At 60.9% G+C, this 18,357-nt stretch carries 14 protein-coding genes and 1 tRNA gene; 14 read left to right on the top strand and 1 reads right to left on the bottom strand.

Annotation, left to right across the window (positions count from 1 at the left end):
• Nucleotides 1-1,714: 1,714 nt before the first annotated feature.
• The 8 genes from VMI09_01965 (at nucleotide 1,715) to VMI09_01930 (ending at nucleotide 10,055) form a co-directional block, all read left to right on the top strand.
• Nucleotides 1,715-1,864, top strand: a complete 150-nt coding sequence (locus VMI09_01965; protein HTQ23430.1) for a hypothetical protein — start codon at nucleotides 1,715-1,717, stop codon at nucleotides 1,862-1,864.
• Between the two features lie 1,112 nt (nucleotides 1,865-2,976).
• Nucleotides 2,977-3,861: an ABC transporter permease gene (locus VMI09_01960; GenBank protein HTQ23429.1), complete on the top strand. Its 885-nt coding sequence runs from the start codon at nucleotides 2,977-2,979 to the stop codon at nucleotides 3,859-3,861.
• Between the two features lie 21 nt (nucleotides 3,862-3,882).
• Complete coding sequence (locus VMI09_01955) at nucleotides 3,883-5,175, top strand: ABC transporter ATP-binding protein (protein ID HTQ23428.1); 1,293 nt, start codon at nucleotides 3,883-3,885, stop codon at nucleotides 5,173-5,175.
• Between the two features lie 395 nt (nucleotides 5,176-5,570).
• On the top strand, nucleotides 5,571-5,753 hold the full coding sequence (locus VMI09_01950) for a hypothetical protein (GenBank protein HTQ23427.1): 183 nt from the start codon (nucleotides 5,571-5,573) through the stop codon (nucleotides 5,751-5,753).
• Nucleotides 5,754-5,949: 196 nt separating this feature from the next.
• On the top strand, nucleotides 5,950-6,477 hold the full coding sequence (locus tag VMI09_01945; GenBank protein HTQ23426.1) for a hypothetical protein: 528 nt from the start codon (nucleotides 5,950-5,952) through the stop codon (nucleotides 6,475-6,477).
• Between the two features lie 224 nt (nucleotides 6,478-6,701).
• Nucleotides 6,702-8,516: a glycoside hydrolase family 15 protein gene (locus tag VMI09_01940; protein ID HTQ23425.1), complete on the top strand. Its 1,815-nt coding sequence runs from the start codon at nucleotides 6,702-6,704 to the stop codon at nucleotides 8,514-8,516.
• 118 nt (nucleotides 8,517-8,634) lie between these two features.
• On the top strand, nucleotides 8,635-9,945 hold the full coding sequence (locus VMI09_01935) for a hypothetical protein (GenBank protein ID HTQ23424.1): 1,311 nt from the start codon (nucleotides 8,635-8,637) through the stop codon (nucleotides 9,943-9,945).
• A 14-nt stretch (nucleotides 9,946-9,959) separates the two neighbouring features.
• Nucleotides 9,960-10,055 (top strand) — tRNA-Sec (locus VMI09_01930).
• Nucleotides 10,056-10,493: 438 nt separating this feature from the next.
• On the opposite strand, the gene VMI09_01925 is transcribed toward VMI09_01930, so the two are convergent.
• Entirely contained in the window at nucleotides 10,494-13,922 is a 3,429-nt protein-coding gene (locus VMI09_01925) for an AAA family ATPase (protein HTQ23423.1), read from the bottom strand.
• Between the two features lie 150 nt (nucleotides 13,923-14,072).
• On the opposite strand from VMI09_01925, the gene VMI09_01920 reads away from it, so the two are divergent.
• The 6 genes from VMI09_01920 (at nucleotide 14,073) to VMI09_01895 (ending at nucleotide 18,353) form a co-directional block, all read left to right on the top strand.
• Nucleotides 14,073-14,609, top strand: coding sequence for a hypothetical protein (locus tag VMI09_01920; protein ID HTQ23422.1), 537 nt, complete (start codon nucleotides 14,073-14,075; stop codon nucleotides 14,607-14,609).
• Between the two features lie 484 nt (nucleotides 14,610-15,093).
• On the top strand, nucleotides 15,094-15,267 hold the full coding sequence (locus tag VMI09_01915; GenBank protein HTQ23421.1) for a hypothetical protein: 174 nt from the start codon (nucleotides 15,094-15,096) through the stop codon (nucleotides 15,265-15,267).
• Between the two features lie 298 nt (nucleotides 15,268-15,565).
• A complete protein-coding gene (locus VMI09_01910) occupies nucleotides 15,566-16,753 on the top strand; it encodes a hypothetical protein (GenBank protein HTQ23420.1) in 1,188 nt (395 codons plus the stop codon).
• Between the two features lie 78 nt (nucleotides 16,754-16,831).
• On the top strand, nucleotides 16,832-17,371 hold the full coding sequence (locus tag VMI09_01905) for a GNAT family N-acetyltransferase (GenBank protein ID HTQ23419.1): 540 nt from the start codon (nucleotides 16,832-16,834) through the stop codon (nucleotides 17,369-17,371).
• Nucleotides 17,372-17,565: 194 nt separating this feature from the next.
• On the top strand, nucleotides 17,566-18,099 hold the full coding sequence (locus VMI09_01900) for a class I SAM-dependent methyltransferase (GenBank protein ID HTQ23418.1): 534 nt from the start codon (nucleotides 17,566-17,568) through the stop codon (nucleotides 18,097-18,099).
• Nucleotides 18,099-18,353: a hypothetical protein gene (locus tag VMI09_01895; protein HTQ23417.1), complete on the top strand. Its 255-nt coding sequence runs from the start codon at nucleotides 18,099-18,101 to the stop codon at nucleotides 18,351-18,353. Before VMI09_01900 ends, VMI09_01895 begins: the two co-directional genes overlap by 1 nt.
• Nucleotides 18,354-18,357: the final 4 nt, after the last annotated feature.

Here is an 18,357-nt window from a genome sequence, read left to right as displayed (position 1 = left end):
GAGCGTACCGACCCGGTGCTAGGCACACTGCGCCGCGCGTCTGCTCGCAAGCCGTCCGCACCCGCAACTGGCGCAAAGCTCATCCCGACAAGAACCGCGCGATCCGCCGTCAGCAGTACCGAAGGTCAAAGGCAGCCGAGTTGGGTCTATCCAGGCATGCAGCGATCAAGATTGCGAAGCGACGCCGACGATCACCGAAGTGGTGAGCCGGAGGTTCGGCGCCGCACTCAACGATGGCGCGGTGCTTCTTCAAAAACTCTTTGCGCTTCGAGAGCAGAGATGGCTCTCCTGAATTGCACCGTCCTGGTCGGGAGCGAGTCGTAGGTTGCGTGCTGAAGCCGTCGACACCTGCCACCCCCATGGTCCGTCGAGCACTTGTTGCATTCACAGCAACAGTTAGCAAAGCCAAACACCTTGGCGGCGCCGTGTTCCGCCGGATATCAAGTACGGCGTGCGAGTCACCAGGAAATCACGTTGGTCACCATGTACACGAGGCCGGTCAACCCGGCCACAAAGAACACCAACAACCCGAAGTTTTCCCAAAAATGGCCCCCGACAAATGCTGATTTTCGTCTCATAACTTCGAACTCCGATGACGGCTTGGCCAGTGCACTGCGAACGCCTTTTTATGCCCCTGTATATAGCTAATATTATCTGAAAATAGCTTAATAGGTGTAAATAAGTCAGTCATACATAACCGCGAAGTACGGTCCCAGGGTAAAGCTTCGCCCTTCAGCGCAGGGTTCGTCGTCAACGATCCCGGAACGCCACGGCTTGGCACAGAGTGCGCATTGCTCGGCCGGCTCCGTCCGAACCTGCAAGTGCCGGGCGCATCCTGAGAAAAACTGCGAGATTAAGGCGTCCGCAATACCGAAGGTCAAAGGCAGCCGAGCTGGGTCTATCCAGGCATGCAGCGATCAGGATTGCGAGGCGAGGCCGGCGATCACCGAAATAGTGAGCCGGAGGTTCGGCGCCGCACTCAACGACGGCGCGCTGGCTTCTTCGAGATAGTCCGTCTAACCCACCAGCTCCCCATGAGCCGCCAAGCTGGTCGATATGGCGTCAACCGCACAGCCTTTGCCATCTAGACATCTCATGAGAATTCTAATAGTTTTTAGACATGTCTAGAAGAATTATAGATGTCGTAGCATCAACGGCCTTCCTTTCGGTTGTACTGGCACTTGCCCCACACGCCTGGGCACAGACATCCGCTGGCTCGATAGGCACGCTCAGCGGCACCGTTACGGTCGAGAGGGCCGGCAAATCGATTCCGGCAGCCGACGGCACCGCTCTTCAGGTCGGAGACAAGCTGACAACTGGGCCCAACAGCCGCGTGAGCATTGGGCTCAGCGACGGCAGCCAGCTGGAGTTGAGCGACTCGAGTACTCTTGTGCTGACGGAAAATATCCTCAACCCCGACGGGTCACGAGCCAGCACCAAGGTTACCCTGCTAAACGGGCTGGTGCGCTCCCTGGTTAAGGTTAGCTCAGGGAGCCCTCCCAATTTCGAGGTTCATACTCCCAATGCCGTCGCTTCGGCCCGCGGCACCATGTTTGATGTTTCGTATCACGAGGGCCAGCCACCGCCTCCGATGCCCTGACCCGGATGCGGGAGCCCGCGGCGCCTGTAGCCTCCGTAGCATCCAAAACGGTTATAGGAGGGAGATCTGAAAATGGAGCCAGTGACGAAGATGTTCATCCGCGCCCGTGAGTCAATGGTTCGCAACACCCGTGGCCAGACGATGACGGAGTACACGCTCACCGTGACGGCTATCGCGGTAGTGGTCTTCGGCACCTATATGGCACTGGGCAACAACGTCAGTTCGCTCGCCAGCGGCGTGGACTCCACTCTGACCAACGCGTAAAGGCGCCAGATGGTTGGGATCTGCGGGCGAGGGTCTCCATGATGCCGAGAAGCAGCGGCAAACCGATCCCTGAAGAGCATCCGCTGGACAGCGCCGAATGGTCCGACTTGGAAGCGCCGACCGCGACTTTGTGGGGTATCATAATCGCCTGCCTTGGCCTCGCCCTTGTGGCGTTCGCCTGGTGGCCGCTGTGATGTGAATCAACCACTCGAGAAGCGCTTCATACATGACGAAACCGGCGCTATGGCCCGTTGGGGCAACATATTCATCCCGGGCCACCGGCTGACTGCGCCGTACCTTGACGACTTCGCCCCTCCGCGGAAGCACTAGGAACTTCTCATGCGAGTCACATCCAAGACGGAATGTGACCCTTTACGCTACATCGCCATCGGCGGTTTCTTGCCGACGTGGCCGCCCCCTTGCCTGACTGGCGTCGGTCATGATGAAGTATCCCGCTCGCCCGCGCACGCATTCTTGCCCCCGTGGCGCAGGCGCTTGTTCAACATATTTCTCGACCAGCGGCTCCATAAGCCGCTCTAATAAAATTGGAAAAACTCGCCGGTCCGGATCGGGCAAATTTCCGGCTTTTTCAACCGCCCCATAGTGTCAAGCAATTTGTGGTTCCAAAAGCGGTCGATCTAGTAGTGACTAATTTTACGAGAGGCCCTGTCATCCCGCCGAAAGGGAAGTGCTGCCGCCGAACCCGATTCTCGCGCATCGCGCGATGCAGTTTGCGGTTGCTCGCGAGTTTCGGCCGCCGTCATACCCCGATTCAGCCTGTAGCCCCGGCTCTCGTTCGCACGCGGGCATATCGGGCTCGCCATCTCAGCGTCTGAGGCCGCGCTCAGAACACCATTGACTTTTCGTATATAATTTCTTGTTGGGCAGCAGCATTGGGTCGCGGGAGAATCCTTCGAAGGTATGAGCGCTGAATGGCGGCCCGAGGCCAACATGCAGAACGCTCAACTGAGCATGGGGCCCCGCACCGCGAATGATAAGACACGGGTCGCGTCGAATGCCCCAAGGCAAAAGCTGACCGATCAGACCTCAGGCCGTTCCGGCTTCGCCGCGTGACGGACCGGCTTCGCTGCGAACCGTCAACGAGCGCACCTGTGGAAGTACTCCCGCACCAGACCGCGCCATCCGCCCGCGCGCCGGTCGCCGCCACGCCCGAGGCCAAGGCACCGCGCTTCATCATCGAGGCCGGGCGCGGCTCGCTGTGGGTCGGGCTCGGCGAACTATGGACGCATCGCGAGCTGCTCTACTTCCTGACTTGGCGCGACGTCAAACTGCGCTACAAGCAGACCGCGCTGGGCGTGCTGTGGGCCGTGCTTCAGCCGTTGCTGATGATGGTGGCCTTCACGCTGCTATTCGGCAGGCTCGCCCACGTGCCTTCCGACGGTCTACCCTATTCGCTCTTCGCATTCGCCGGGCTGGTCCCCTGGCAGTTTTTCCAAAACGCGGTGACTCAGAGCGGCGCCAGCGTGATCGGCAACGCGCAACTCGTCACCAAGGTCTACTTTCCGCGTATGGCTATCCCGGGCGCCGCAGTTGGCGCCGCGCTGGTCGACTTTGCGATAGCCTCGGTGATCCTGTTCGCGATGATGGCCTGCTACGGAATGGCGCCCGGCGCCGGGATCTTGATGTTCCCAGCGCTCGTGGCACTGCTCGCGATTTTCGCCGGGGCAGTCGGGATGTGGATGGCGGGGATGAACGTCAAGTATCGCGACATCAAGTACGTAATGCCATTCATGCTCCAGTTCTGGATGATCGCCACCCCGGTCATTTATCCCTCCAACTTTGTGCCGGGCGGGTGGCGCTGGATACTGACCCTCAATCCGCTGACCGGAATCATCGGGGGTTTCCGCTCCGCGCTATTGGAAAGGCCGTTTGACTGGCCCGCGATTGCCGTCGCAGCGGCGCTGACGCTCGGAGCCGCAGCCTACTCGGTATGGTCGTTTCAGCGCATGGAGCGGAGCTTCGCAGACGTCATCTGACGTCTGCGGAGGCCAACTGCGATGCAGCCGATAATCCGAGTCCAAAACATCTCCAAGCGCTACCGCATCGGGAGGGTCGAGCCCTATCGCACTCTGCGCGAGAGCATCATCCGTTCGGTCAGCGCGCCGGCGCGGATCGCGCGTGATATGCTCGGCGGCAGAGCGCGCGATGGTGGGCTGCAGGACGGTGAGCGCCACGTCTGGGCGCTGCGCGACGTGAGCTTCGACGTGATGCCAGGCGAGGTGCTCGGCCTCATCGGGCGCAATGGCTCCGGCAAGTCGACGCTGCTCAAGCTGCTCTCGCGCATCACCGAACCTAGCGCCGGCCGTGCCGAGATTTATGGCCGGATCGGCAGTCTGCTCGAGGTCGGCACGGGGTTCCATCTCGAGCTGACCGGGCGCGAGAACATTTATTTAAGTGGCGCGATCCTCGGCATGCGGCGCGCCGAGATCCAGCGCAAGTTCGACGAGATCGTGGCTTTCGCCGAGGTCGAGAAATTCGTCGACACCCCCGTAAAGCACTATTCCAGCGGCATGCACGTGCGGCTGGGCTTCTCCGTTGCCGCCCATCTCGAACCCGAGATCCTCCTGGTCGACGAGGTGCTGGCAGTGGGCGACGCTGCCTTCCAGAAAAAATGCATGGGCAAGATGGGCGATGTCGCACGCACGGGGCGGACGATAATCTTCGTCAGCCACAACATGGCCTCGATAGAGTCGCTTTGCAGCTCGTGCCTGCTGATCAGCTCAGGCCGTCTCGAAGCCGAGGGCGAACCGACCCAGATCGTGATGCGCTACATGGCCTCCGAGCTGCGAGGCTGCGGCGGCATCCGCTCGCTGGCAGGCCATGCCGGACGGCGCGGCGACTCAGTACCAACGATGCAGTCGATAAGCCTGCACTCTGAAGGCGACGAGCCGACCGGTGTTGTGCGAATGGGAGCACCGCTTGAGGTGACAGTCCACTTTGTTGCGCCTCATCCCGTCCGGCCGATCCTGGGAGTCACCCTGAAGACTGCCGAGGGGATGCCACTGTTCGGCGTCAACAACCGCTTGACCAACCAGGGAGCGGACAATCAGCGTATGTCGAGCGGCATCGTGACATGCAAGTTCGATCGGCTTCCGCTGATGCCGGGAACCTACCTCATCGACCTGTACTTGGGAGACTTCACTGATACCTCGCGCGAACTCGACATAATCCGTGAGGCGATCTCGTTCGAGGTAGTGCCTGCCGACCTGCTGGGCACCGGTATGCTGCCGCGGCCGACGGACGGCCCTATTTTTTTGCCCGCGACCTGGACGTTTGCACGCGGTGCCTGAGGCCAGGACTCGAAGGATCAGACTTTCTCGGGGGGGGCGCATGCGCCGGCGCTTGGGCGGGAAATGGGCGCGCCTTGTGCCCTACGTTGCTCGCTTCTCGTATGTCCACATGCTCATCCAAATATAGTTTAGTGTAGGAGCAGAGGTAAGGCGGCAAGGCCCTGGCAGCAGCAGTACCGGCGGTGTCTCCAGCCGGAGGTCTGACCGAGTGGCCATCAAATTGTTTTGAGGATCTTCCACGCCGATGGGCGGTCCTTTCGGGCTTGGGCGCGCTCGCCGTAGCCGCAATTCGTCTTGGCTCTGATGCAAGCGCGGAAGAGAATTTGCCGGACGCCGACGCGTACGCTCCGTGGCGCGAATGGTCTGGCTCGCCTGGAGAGGGGGCGCGAACGCCGGTGAGGTCGGCAATTCTTGCGGCCAACGCTCACAACACGCAACCGTGGAAGTTCTGTGTTCATCCCGATCGGATCGATCTCCGCGCCGACGAGAGCCGCAATCTGGGCGTGATGGACCCCTTTCGGCGCGAGATGCGGATCAGTCTCGGCTGCGCGCTGGAGAATCTTCGCTTGCGGGCTTAGGCGGCTGGTTACGCGGCCCGAATCGCGATCGAACACGCGACGCTCTCGCTGCCGGCGCCGGTCGAGGGAAGGCGCCGGGTGGCTTCGGTCGCGCTCTCGCGCGGCGCGGCGGAAGGTTCGCCACTCTACGCCGCGATACCGGCGCGGCACACCAATCGCGGCCCGTACGACCCGCGATCGTCCGGTTGCTCCCGAGATGCTGGCAAAGCTTGCGGCGCTCGGAAGCGGGGAGCCGGAGGTCAAACTGTTCCTGCTTACCGAGGCGACCGTGCGTTCGGAGTTTACCGCGACCACGATCGTCGCGACCGAGGCAATCATCGCCGACCCCGCAATGATCCGTGACAGCGACGCGTGGTTTCGCGGCTCCGACGCCGAGATCGCGGCTCATCGCGACGGCCCGACCATCGCGGCGGCAGGGCTCTCGCCGTTCGTGACGCTGATGGCGAGGATTCTGCCCGTGCCCTCGCCCGCGCGGGCGCATCGCATCTGGCTCAGCCAGACTCGCGATGTACAGCTTGCGACGGCGGCAGTTTTCGGGCTGCTCGCGGTCGGGAACTTGTACGATCAGGAGCGGGCGGTGCGGGCTGGGATGCTCTGGCAGCGGCTGCACCTTGCGGCAACGAATTTGGGTCTTGCGGCGCAACCCCTGAACCAACCTCCGGAAAGAGTGGATCGGGAAAGGCAACTTGGCTTGCCCGCCTCGACACAAAAACGGCTACAGTAGACCCCAGTGGCTGAGGCCAACGAGTCTTTATCTCCGGGTCACCGGAGAGTCGCGTTTGACGAGGGGATCGACGATGCCGCCGGTTGCAACGAACCGACCGAGCCCGCGTGGAAAGTGAGGTTCACACTGAACCGCCCGTTGACAGTGACTGGGGCCATCGCCTTGTTTACTCCAGAACTACCCGAAATCCGTCGCTTGCGTTGTTCGAATTAAGGACGAACCTGATGACCCTTCGAATCGAGGACTACGCGCTCATCGGCAACATGCACACCGCCGCGCTGGTCGGGATCGACGGCTCGGTCGATTGGTTGTGCATGCCGCGCTTCGATTCTTCCGCCTGCTTCGCGGCGCTGCTCGGCAATGAGGAGCACGGACGCTGGCTCGTCGCCCCGCGCATCGAGCCGCATCAGACGCTCCGCCACTACCGCGGTGACACGCTGGTGCTCGAGACGGAGTTCCGATGCGCCGGCGGCACGGCCGCGGTTATCGACTTCATGCCGGTTGCCGAGCGCGTAGGCAAGGTCGACCTCGTGCGAATCGTCGAAGGGCGCGCGGGCCGGGTGCCGATGCGCACGGAGTTCATCCTGCGCTTCGACTATGGCCATGTCGTGCCGTGGGTACGCAAGCGCCCCTACGGCATCAGCGCGATCGCCGGTCCCGACGCGGTGCAGCTGCGCTCTCCGATCGAGCTGCGCGGCGAGGACTTCCACACCGTCGGCGAGTTCGAGATTGCCGAGGGCCAAACCGTGGCGTTCGTGATGACGCGTTACGACTCGCATCTCGGCGAGCCGCGCATCCGCGACGCCTCAACGATGCTGCGCGAGACCGAGGACTGGTGGCAGCGATGGTCGGCGCGATGCTCGGTCGAAGGGCCCTCACGTGAGACCGTGATCCGCTCGCTCATCACGCTGAAGGCGTTGACCTACAGTCCGACCGGCGCGATCGTCGCCGCGCCGACGACGTCGCTGCCGGAAACGATCGGCGGCGTGCGCAACTGGGATTATCGCTATTGCTGGCTGCGCGACGCGACGTTCACGCTCTACGCCCTGCTCATCGGCGGCTATACCGAAGAGGCGCAGGCGTGGCGGCAATGGCTGCTTCGCGCCATCGCGGGCCACCCGAGCGAACTGCAGATCATGTACGGGCTCGCTGGCGAGCGCCGGCTGACGGAGTTGGAGCTTCCGTGGCTGCCCGGCTATGCGGACAGCCGTCCGGTGCGCATCGGCAACGCCGCGCACAACCAGTTCCAGCTCGACGTTTACGGCGAGATCTTCGACGCGCTGCACGTCGCCAGGCGCCACGGCCTCCACTCCAACGACGACGCGTGGCAGGTGGCGCGCGAGCTGATGGATTTTGTGGAGACCGCATGGGAGCAGCCGGACGAGGGTATCTGGGAGGTCCGCGGTCCGCGCCGCCTCTTCGTTCATTCGCGCGTGATGGCGTGGGTCGCGGTCGATCGCGCGATCAAGACGGTCGAGCACGCGGGGGTAAAGGGGCCGCTCGAAAAATGGAAAGCGCTGCGCGCGCGCATCCACGACGACGTCTGCCGCCGCGGGTTCAATCCGGCGCGCGGCGCCTTCGTCCAGTACTACGGCGCGGGCGCGCTCGACGCCTCGCTGCTGCTGATGCCGCTCGTCGGTTTCCTGCCGGCAAACGATCCGCGCGTCGTCGGCACGGTCGAAGCGATCCAGCGCGAGCTCATGAGCGGCGGACTGGTGCAGCGCTACCTGACCGAGGCCGGCACCGACGGCCTGCCTCCGGGCGAGGGCGTCTTTCTTCCGTGCACCTTCTGGCTGGCCGATTGCCTGGAGCTGATGGGGCGCCATGAGGAGGCGCATGAAACCTTCCGCCGCCTGCTCGCGCTGCGCAACGACGTCGGCCTGCTCGCTGAAGAGTACGACCCGCAACTCAGACGCCAGCTCGGCAATTTTCCCCAGGCCCTTTCGCACATCGCGCTCATCAACAGCGCAAGCAACATCACGCTGGCGCACGGGCCGTGCAGGGATCGCGCGTCGCACGCTCACGACCAACCCGGCTAGCGCGCTGATGCGTCGGCGCGGGTTTTTGCTACGATAGCGCCTCCGAACTGCCGCACACGCTGCAGCAACGCTGGAAAAACAGGACAGGAACACTACAAAAACGAGGACGACGACGATCATGGCGGAAAAGAAATCGGCTCCCACTCCCGAAGCACTGGTGCGCGAGCTTTCCTCCTTTCCGCTGCTCGGCGCGATGTTCGGGCGGCGCGCGCGCCGCTTCGGCCTCGGGATGAAGATTCCCGACGGGCCGCTCGCCTACGAGTCGCCCAAGGAGCCCGTCGCGCTGAGCGAGACCGAGCGGATGCTGCTCGTGATATGCGGCGCGGGAATTAACGGCTGGAACACCGGGATGGAGCATACGTCGGCGGGCGAGGCCGACACCGGATGCAACTACCCGGTGCGCCTGCTCGGCCGGACTTACCCGAGCGGCGCGGGGATCTACGCCTCCGAGCTTATCTTTACCGACGACGACGGCACCTATCTGACGCAGCTGCGCGACCTCGACCCGCAGGACATCCTCGGCGGCAGGCGGCCGGACGACCTCGCCGCGCTCTTCGACGCGGTCAAGCGGCATTGCGTGAAACTCGCGCCCGGCCGCGTCACCGTGCCGGCCGAACCGCCGCACACGAGCGCCCACAATCTCTGGAACGCTAACAAGCCGGGCACCACGCTGTTCGTGCCGGTGATCGATCTGACGCAGCAGATGATGGACCTGATGGCGGTGTATCTGGGGATGGGGTTTACGCCGTTCGATCCGCAAAACGGCCGCGTGTGCGGCGACCTCGATCGCTTCATGCAGGCAGGGCTTATCGACGGCGCCAAGCGTTTTTCGATCTTCGAGTTCGACCAGTACTGCCTGGCGACGGGCGCGATGGAACTTGCGCTGGTGTGCCATAACATCGTGCTTGCAATGCAGGCGATGGGGCTTGGCGGATGGATGTACACGGGGATCAATCCGCCGAGCCTGATGGGCGCGTTCGCTGCGCGTGGAATTCCCGGCCTCGGCTTTCGCTTCGCGACCGACGCGCGCTGGGCGGTGCCCAATCCGGTCGGAATCGACAAGTATTTCGAAGGGCTCTGTCCGCCGTATTGCGCCGACATGCGCGGGGCGGTGCGCAAATTCGCCGATCTCAAGTTCGGGACCAACGGCGCGTTCGATCCCGAACGGCCCGGCCCGTACCGCGAGAACGCGCGGGTCAAGTCGCGCATCGAGCGCTACACGGCGGAGTTCATCGAGCTGATGGGCGAGGTCGCGCAGTACATCTACGACACCTTCGGCCGCTTCCCGGCGTCGGTCCCGAGCTTCTACATGCGCGCCTACGCGCAGGCGCAGCACTGCGAGATGGAATTTTACGATCGCTTCTTCGACGGCGATTTTTATCTCGACACCCACGTCCGGCATATGGCGACGTGGCACGGCGAGAAGTAAGCGGCGCGCGCAGAGGAGGAGGAAGGGGCCCGGTGGCCCCACCGGTCTTCAAAACCGGCCTGGCGGGCAATACGCTTGCCGGAAGGTTCGACTCCTTCCCCCCTCCGCCATAATCATTGCGAACGTGCGCCCAGGCACCGCACGGGCTATGGGCTTTGGGCAGACTGGGGCGCGACTTCTTTAACACTCAGCGCTGCTAGGGGTAAAAAGAAGCCGCCATGCGGTAGGCCAAGCGACAGCTGAGCGCGCCGGACACGCCGACGAGGCCGTCTGGCATTCCCGGACGAGGCGTGCCAGGTCGTCTCCAAATCGGGCCGCTTCCGGGGGGTCGAGAAGAAGAGGCGCTTAAAGCCGTCGGAGTAAGGAGAGGCGAAATCGTGAAGAGACGCGCGTCAGCGCGAAGGCGCGGCAATTCCTGTCCATCGCCAGCGGATCCTTCATCTTCAGCCCGCCGGCAGTAGCTTGGGCCGATTGTCGCCAGGTCGTCTTCTGAAGGGGAAACGAATGCACCCGATCAGCCGTAACCGGAGCGCTCGGCTGCTCTGCGCCTACCATATCACTGGATAGACGCGATGGGTTCCTGCCAATCCTTTCAAAGAAATCTCTTTCGAATCTGCAAAACGAATATCACCGGCGCCTTCTACCAGATCACGTAGCGTTGAGGAGACCAGTATCTCTCCTGCACCTGCGGTTGCCGCTATCCGCGCGGCTAGAATAACAGCTTTGCCAAACAAATCCGTAGCTTCGTTTATCGGTTCGCCCGTATGCAGTCCGATCCTAACCCGAATAGCAACATCACGGTGCTTTTCGCAATGATCGGCGAAGGCGCGTTGAATCGCAATAGCACATAAGACGCCACGGCGAGCACCGGCAAAAGCGACCATAAAACCATCGCCCATCGACTTTATCTCGATTCCCTGGTGGGCCGAAACCTCCTTCCGAATGATAGCATTGTGTAGACGGATGATCTCCTGCGCGCGGAGATCGCCGAGGTGTTCGAACATTCCAGTCGAATTTTGCATGTCTGAAAATAAAATCGTGACTGTGCCATCGAGAGGAACGTGCGTGGCTAACTTGTGCGTGTTCTCTGCCGCGATATCGGCGATCGCATCGATAGCCGGGCATGACTCGGTGATCGTACCAGGAACATTGTCTTGGCTCAGGCGTGTGGCTGAGTCACCTGGTCTTTCGATGAAGCGATTTTGTCTATTGTCGCCGATTAAGCCAGGACTCGCCTGCGCGGTCTCAACCTCCAGGCGTATTGCTTGAAGCTTTTCCTGCAGCCGCATGCTTCTGAATGTGTCTGTGGCTTTGTGGACGGATTCCAAGAGTTCGAACGCACGACGGCGATCACTGGATGTATTCCGCTTCAAGAGCAGCGCGGCGTACTCGCATTCGGAGTGAGCAACCCAGGTGTTCGCCCGAAGGCGTCGGTTTGCAGCGATAGCGTCTTCAAAGTGGACTGCTGACTCGTCCACGCGCCCTAAGATGTTAGCCAGACGGGCGAGAGCGTAGCTTACGGATCCATAGCAATATACATAACCCAAGACCGCGTTGCGCGAAGCGTACGGACGCAAGATCTCGTATAGAATCTCGGCTTCAGCGCGCGCACCGAGATCAACGCACACATCCGCAAGGACGAAAATCGAAGGAAGCCAATTCCAATCCCTCGGAATGGTACTAAAATTGTTGACGGCGAGAGTATTAAATACCGCCCTCGCGTCGGATGCCTTGCCGCCCTGAATCAGACACTGAACTAAGGCGCATTGCGCAAAAAGTATCAGCGGATTCCGGTCAATATAGGCTCTGAGGGAAGGTTCGAATTCTCTCAGGCGCGCCTGTTCCCAAAGTACATGACCGGTTTGGATAAGAAAGGAATTAAAGGAGAGGGGCCGCCCGCTCTCTTGGCCCGCGACCAAAGCCTGTTGGGCTAAGTGCTCCGCTTCTTCGAAACGGCCATCGAGGAGCGCACGCATCCCGCGCAGGAGCAGTCCTCGCTTAAACGGGTCCTTGGTCTGTTCCTCAACCCGCAGATACGTTTGCGATTCAAGGTCCGCCTCCAACACGTTGCCGATCTCGATGAGATCCGATATGCGATAAAAGCGTGCCTCCTGTGCGAAATCCCTTTCGCCAGCGCTCTCCGCAGTCCTGATGATATCACTAGTGTCAGCCAGACGATCTTGAATACTGTCGGGATTTCGCAATGAGAGATGATGAGCCCATAGGACCAGAATCAACGTATGGCGATCGCCGAGTCGGCGCGCGATGTCGACAGCTTTTTGACACAGATGGGTTCCTCGGTCACGTTCAGACCAATAGAGCTCGACCCCTAAGCGAGCCAGGACTTGAGCTCGCACAGGGCTATCGGCTTCTTCAAGCACCTCCAAGGCCTCGGTAAGTAGCGCGACGAGAGCGCTGTCAGTAACACCGGAGTCGCTTATCGCTCTACCAGCGGTTACGACGGCGCGTGCAAAAAGGTCAAAGTTGGCAAGCCTCTTTGCTCGATCGGCCGCTTCGAGGCAGGTCTTGCGAGCCTCTGTAACTCTACCCGCCCTGGTCTGTGCCTCTCCCAGTTCCAACAACAGATCGGCTTTCAGTTGTTCACTGGGGTGAGACGTAAAGGGTAGAAGCTGCAATGCTGTGCTGAGATAACGTGAAGACTCTTCATATGCCAGTTTTTGTGTCGCAATCTGTGCGGCACGCCGGGAGTACTGAACAGCCAGATCGGCGTTTCCGGCAACAGCCGCCTCAGAATAATGGTAAGCTATTTCGCCACTGCGGCCGTCAGAATCATCAAGGCTGCGGATGGCGTCTCCGACTAGTCGGTGCAGCTTGACACGACTGTTTGTAGGTAGAGTTCCGTAGAGAGCGTCGCGGATCAACATGTGTCGGAAGGTGTAACGTCCAGCGAACCCTTCGAGTCCCGTTACCAATTCGAGTCTGATCGCTGTATCGAGAGCATCAACGATTCTCTCTCGTGGAACGTCTCTTGTCATTGCCAGGCAATTGAGGTCGAATTCGCGTCCGATTACGGATGCGACGGTTAAGGTTTGGCGGGTTTCATCGCTTAGCGGTTGAATCCGCCTCATGATGGATGCTCGCACACCATCCGGAATTTGCAATGGATGCGATACGATTGCAGGGTCAGTCGCGAGATGCCCTTCGGCCGCCATCAGTCGGAGAATTTCACTCAAGAAAAAGGGGTTACCCTCCGTCGCAGTCTCAAGCAGAGATACCAGAGAGGGCGTCGGAGAGATTCCGGCTGTTCGCTCGATGAACTCACCGATTTCAGCTTCTGCCAATCCGCGTAAGGGTAGCAAAATGCCTTCGCGCTCGATTTCTGCTATTAAGGCGGCTCTTTCGACTGAATTACGTACCTCGGCTTTGCGATATATACCTACAATCATCAGACCCGCACCGCGGACTGCTCTCGCTAGAGCAAGTAACATCAGTAACGAGGTGGGGTCCGCCGCGTGCAGATCATCCAAGATTGCTAAGATGGGTTTGTGTTCGCTGGCGCGACGAAAGAAACGGACCACGGAATCGAAGAGACGGAATCGGGCTTGCTCCGGTTCGGAGAGAGAGCCTGGCGAAAGCTCGGATAGGTCAGGCACAAGAGCGCGCAACTCCGGGACAATTTGGAATACTTCGGCGACGTCGGAACTTAGCCAATTAACGACGATCGAACTCTGGGTGGAGCTAGCTAATGCTCGAATAACCTGGATCCATGGCCAATAAGCGGGCGCTCCGCCGCCTTCCCAACAGCGACCCCATAGGACGCTCATATGCTTACTGACGGCGTAGTTCGCGGCTTCGTCGGCCAAACGGCTTTTGCCGATCCCTGGCTCGCCCGCAACAGTGAACAATCGTCCCTGACCCGCTAAAGTGTCGTGAACGCCGGCACAAAGTTCAGTCAGCTCGCGGACTCGATTAACGAAAGACGAAGTCTTGGAACGAAGCAGTCCGTTGTCGACCAATTGCCATGCACCCCCTTGGGTTGGCCACGGGTCCGAGCTTGACAGAAGTCATTCAAAACTGCCAGAACGCGCCTGCTTGATTTAAAAAGTCCCGCAGAGCAAAATGTCGAAGTTTTGCAACGAAGAAGATCGTTTAGGGGGGCTTCGACGATGGCAAACCAGAAAGTCGAACTGTACATTGCGGCGCCGGCGACGTATGACGACGTAGTAACCCAATTCATAAACTACCTGAGCGCTAGTCCTTGCGATCACGCAAACCTGATGACCCTCTTTGGCAGTAATCCGCAAGTAGGTATCACAAGCGATGGTCCAATTTACATCGGCACTCAACAGGTAGCCGGGCTTTTCACAGCGATCGCGAAGACTTTCCCGAGATTCGGCTTCGACCAAACTTCGCGTTATGTGTCCATCCTGGAGCCGGTGGCGACATCCAAGACGACAGCCATCGTGGTCGCAGGGAGGCTTAAGGCCAGCCACACAGGACATCCTTGGAATCCGGGATTCGATAGCTCGCCACTCAATAATCGTCCCATAACGAATAAAAGCTTTCGGAGCCTGGCTGCTTGCTGTATTTTTACCTTCCCAGTTCCGTCATCCAATCCGCCTCAAGGCAGCGATCTTCTGATAGCCTCTCTCGCTATCTATTTCGACAGATACCAAATGCTTAATCAGCTTGGAATCGTCTGACTTCAGAGCAATTATGGCCATAATAGCTCTTGAGTAGTTGCGAACCAGTTGCAAAATACTTTCAAAGCACCCGAGTCTCACCAGCTGCGAGTGACGTCTCAGCGCGTACGGTGAACTTCGCGCCGAGCTGCTGCATATTCAACCGCCGTTGGGTCCTGGTGCGGGCATTTCGGCGCTTTATCGGTAAATGTGACTTGCTTCATCCATCCGGCGATCCTCCTTGGGGATTTGAGCGGAAGACGCGCTTAAAGCCGTCGGAATAAGGAGACGCGCAATCGTGAAGAGACGCGCTGTTGCTCTCTTTTCAATGATCGGGATAGCGCTCGTTGCTGCCGGGTGTGCGGCGTCTTCAGCCCCTCAATCAGCGTCGGCATCCAACATCCCTCAAGCGGCATATCCGACGTTAAAGACCGGCAGCCCGCAAAGAGCCAGAATCGATGCTCCGATTTGTGAGACTCATGACGAGCTTGTAGCGGCCGCCTACGTGTACGACGGCGGTGGCACACCCGACGTCTCCGGCTGCAGCGCGCTCACCAAGGGGGCGAAGGTCAAGGTCCTGGCCGCGACGGTAAGCGGCGATGCAAACGCGGTGCAGGTCGATGCGCAGGGCCACATCGGCTGGACCAAGTCTTACTACCTCGAGGGGCCGGGCGACTGAAGTTGAATTGACGATTCAGTGACGATTCGGAGATTCAATGATTATTCGGAATGGTCCGTCCCGATTGCCGAGGGTATTTCGCCGAGCGTCACACGTTATCCACGTCGAGTGCGCGCCGGCCGCGCGCGTAAGTTTGCTCCTAACGCACACAACGCGTGATCCGCCAGCCTGGTTTGCGATGAAAATATTCTGAAGGTCACGGCGTGGAGGTTGATAAGATCGCCTTTTTCAGTCACGACGTGATCGGCGAGGACGGCTCGCGCCCCATCCTCGACTCGCCGGCGACAGGAGGCATCCAATGGCACGCGTCTCGCGTCCGTGCATCGTGATTCCGGGAATTCAAGGTTCGACACTGCAAAATTTCTATCCAATCGATCCGGCTACCACCTGGTCAACACTCGTCATCGCCGAGGGGAAGCTGTTCGCGCTGGACTTCGACACCCTGGCGCTCTCGGACGATGCGAAGTCCGACCGCAACGCGACGGTCGTCAGCCGCCCCTCGCAATTGATCGACATTGCCTACGCCACGCTCGCAAACGGTCTTCAAGGCCGTAACAAGGTTCCGGCCTACCTGTTCGCGTACGACTGGCGCTATTCGATCGTGCACTCCGCTGTCGCGCTGGTTCGCTTTATCGAACAGCTGCAATTGAAGAGGATGGCGGATATCGTGCCGGCGTGGAACGGCCACTTCGATTTCGCCTGCCATAGCATGGGCGGTCTCGTTTTCCGGCAGTTCCTCGACGAATGGGCGAGACTCAAGCCGGGCGTACCGCTGCCTGTCGGCCGCGTCGCGTTCATCGCGACGCCGCACAAGGGTTCGCTTGGCGCAGCCGAGGCGCTGATTAGCGGCGAGAGTCCCGTTTTCGGCGGCCAGAAGGAAATGCGCAAGCTCGCGCGCACCTTTCCATCCGTTTATGAATTGCTCCCGCTCTACCGAAACGGCGTGATGCGAGCGGAGAAGAATGGAGTCGAGTTGGACCTCTTTCAGGAAAAGAATTGGCAGGTCAACACGACCTCAGCGGTTCCGGACGCCAATAACAGTGGATTCGACGTGCAGCAGCTTCATTTGACCGAAGCGGAGCGGGTGCTGAGGGCCTTGCCGATGCCCATCGACCACGGGATCGCGCCGAGCGACCTGCTCGTGGTTTACGGATCCAAACCGAACTCGACCTTGCAGGTGGTGCAAGTGCAGAACGACGCCAACCAGTGGTACGACTTCGATAACGCGGTGAAGAGCGACGGCGATGACGTGGTGCTGATGGGTTCTGCGAAATTGCCCGGAGTCACGGCGGTTGAGATTCGCCAGGACGACGTGAGCTACCTGTCCCATCCGATTCTTCGCGGCCTCGTAAACTCGGACTTGCATGCGTTTTTACCGGCGCTCGACGAGGTGCAGACGATCGTTGCAAGCTTCTTTGCCGGCGCGGCGGGCGCCGCGCTGCTGCCGCTTAACTTCCAGCGGGATGCTGCCGCTCGAATTTCGTGAAGCGAAGCCGCATGCTGTAAGCCGGGTCCTGGGACGCGCTCCGTCGGCCCGGTGCTGCATCAAACGAATAAATGGAGCGTGACGTCGGCCATGCGCATCACCGCGCTTACGGACCAGCCTGAAACAGTCGCGGCGCTTTCCGATCTTCTGATCGAAGTCGTCGCCAACGGCGGCTCGGTCAGCTTCATGTATCCGCTGGCGCGCGAGGACGCGGCCGCTTTCTGGAAGGTTTCGCTCGCGCGGGCCGTGGCCGGCGACCGCGTGGTGCTGGGCGCGTGGGAGGGCGACGAGCTTATCGGCACGGTCACGCTCGACCTGGCCATGCCGCCCAACCAGCCCCATCGCGCCGAGATCGCCAAGCTGATGACCCGCGTCAGCCGCCGCGGCCGAGGCGTCGCGCGAAGCCTGATGCGCGAGGCCGAGCGAATCGCCGTCGAGCGCGGCCGCACGCTGCTCGTGCTCGACACCGCCGCCGAGGAGGGCGCCGCGGGTTTCTACGAGCGCCTCGGCTACATCCGGGTCGGCGCGATCCCGGGCTACGCGCTGAAACCGCAGGGCGGCCTGACCGCCACGATCATCTTCTATAAAGCGCCAGCCCCGGTCCGTGCGCCGGGATGATCGAAATTCGGTCCGAGATCTGAAGGTCGATAGTGAGATCGGCCGCCGGAGCTGCGATCCGCGCCGGCGATTTGTGCCGGGAACATTCGGATAACGTGGGCATTTGCGCGGCAAAGTGGTAAGACTTGCGCGGGATTGCCTCCCGCGCGAAGTTGCACCGCGCGCGAGCCGTCAGACGGCTCCTGCGGACGCTCGTGAATAAAATCCTGAGCGAAATGGAGCGGGCGCGCGAAGCCTACTGGCTGCGCTATCCGCAGACGTCGCCGACCAAACTCCGCGGGCGCGCCGTCACCGTGCGCCAATGCTTCCACGTGCTGCCGGGCGAGTCGATCCTGGAGGTTGGCGCGGGCAGCGGGCTTTGGACCGAGCATCTCGCCCGCGCGATGCGCGGCGAGTGCCCAATCACGGCCGCCGTGTTCAACCCCGACCTCGGCGAACAGGCCTGCAACAAGCGATTGCCCAATGTATCCGTGGCGCTGGTGGACGACCTGGCCTGCGGCCCGCCGGCGGAGAGTTTCAACTATGTCGTCGGTAACGCGATCCTGTGCCACGAGCAATACGCGCAGACCCTGCGCGCGCTGTTTAGGCTGCTCAAGCCGGAGGACAACTCCTGTTCTTCGAGGCGAACTACTGGAATCCACAGGTGTTCCTCAAGAGCACGGTGCCGGCGGTCGGGCGCTGGAGCGGCAATGCGCCGGGGCAAATCGGGACGCGCAAATATGAGCTGATGCGCCAGGCGTCGCATCAGGGCCTCATCGACGTCGACATCATCCCCTTCGACATCATCCATCCGCGGACGCCGGCGCGGCTGGTGCCCGCGCTGCAGCCGCTCGCGTTCGTGTTCGAGCATGCGCCGGTATTGCGGGATCTCTGCGGCACGCTCTACATCTGGGCCAAGCGGCCGGGCCCGGAGCGCGAACTCAAACCGAGCCTGGCCGAGCATCGCGCGCTCTTCGGCAAGGTCTCCGTGGTGATTCCCTGACATA

Source organism: Candidatus Binataceae bacterium (assembly GCA_035500095.1).
Lineage (GTDB): Bacteria > Desulfobacterota > Binatia > Binatales > Binataceae > JAKAVN01.
The sequence above is the reverse complement of the archived record's forward strand: the minus strand, read 5'-3'. Positions and strand labels throughout refer to the sequence as shown.

Bases quoted from the DNA above. Each gene is read 5' to 3' on its own strand.
- VMI09_01940 (HTQ23425.1), top strand. From the start codon at position 6,702: ATGACCCTTCGAATCGAGGACTACGCGCTCATCGGCAACATGCACACC.
- VMI09_01895 (HTQ23417.1), top strand. From the start codon at position 18,099: ATGCGCCAGGCGTCGCATCAGGGCCTCATCGACGTCGACATCATCCCC.
- VMI09_01955 (HTQ23428.1), top strand. From the start codon at position 3,883: ATGCAGCCGATAATCCGAGTCCAAAACATCTCCAAGCGCTACCGCATC.
- VMI09_01920 (HTQ23422.1), top strand. From the start codon at position 14,073: ATGGCAAACCAGAAAGTCGAACTGTACATTGCGGCGCCGGCGACGTAT.
- VMI09_01910 (HTQ23420.1), top strand. From the start codon at position 15,566: ATGGCACGCGTCTCGCGTCCGTGCATCGTGATTCCGGGAATTCAAGGT.
- VMI09_01965 (HTQ23430.1), top strand. From the start codon at position 1,715: ATGGTTCGCAACACCCGTGGCCAGACGATGACGGAGTACACGCTCACC.
- VMI09_01935 (HTQ23424.1), top strand. From the start codon at position 8,635: ATGGCGGAAAAGAAATCGGCTCCCACTCCCGAAGCACTGGTGCGCGAG.
- VMI09_01945 (HTQ23426.1), top strand. From the start codon at position 5,950: ATGCTGGCAAAGCTTGCGGCGCTCGGAAGCGGGGAGCCGGAGGTCAAA.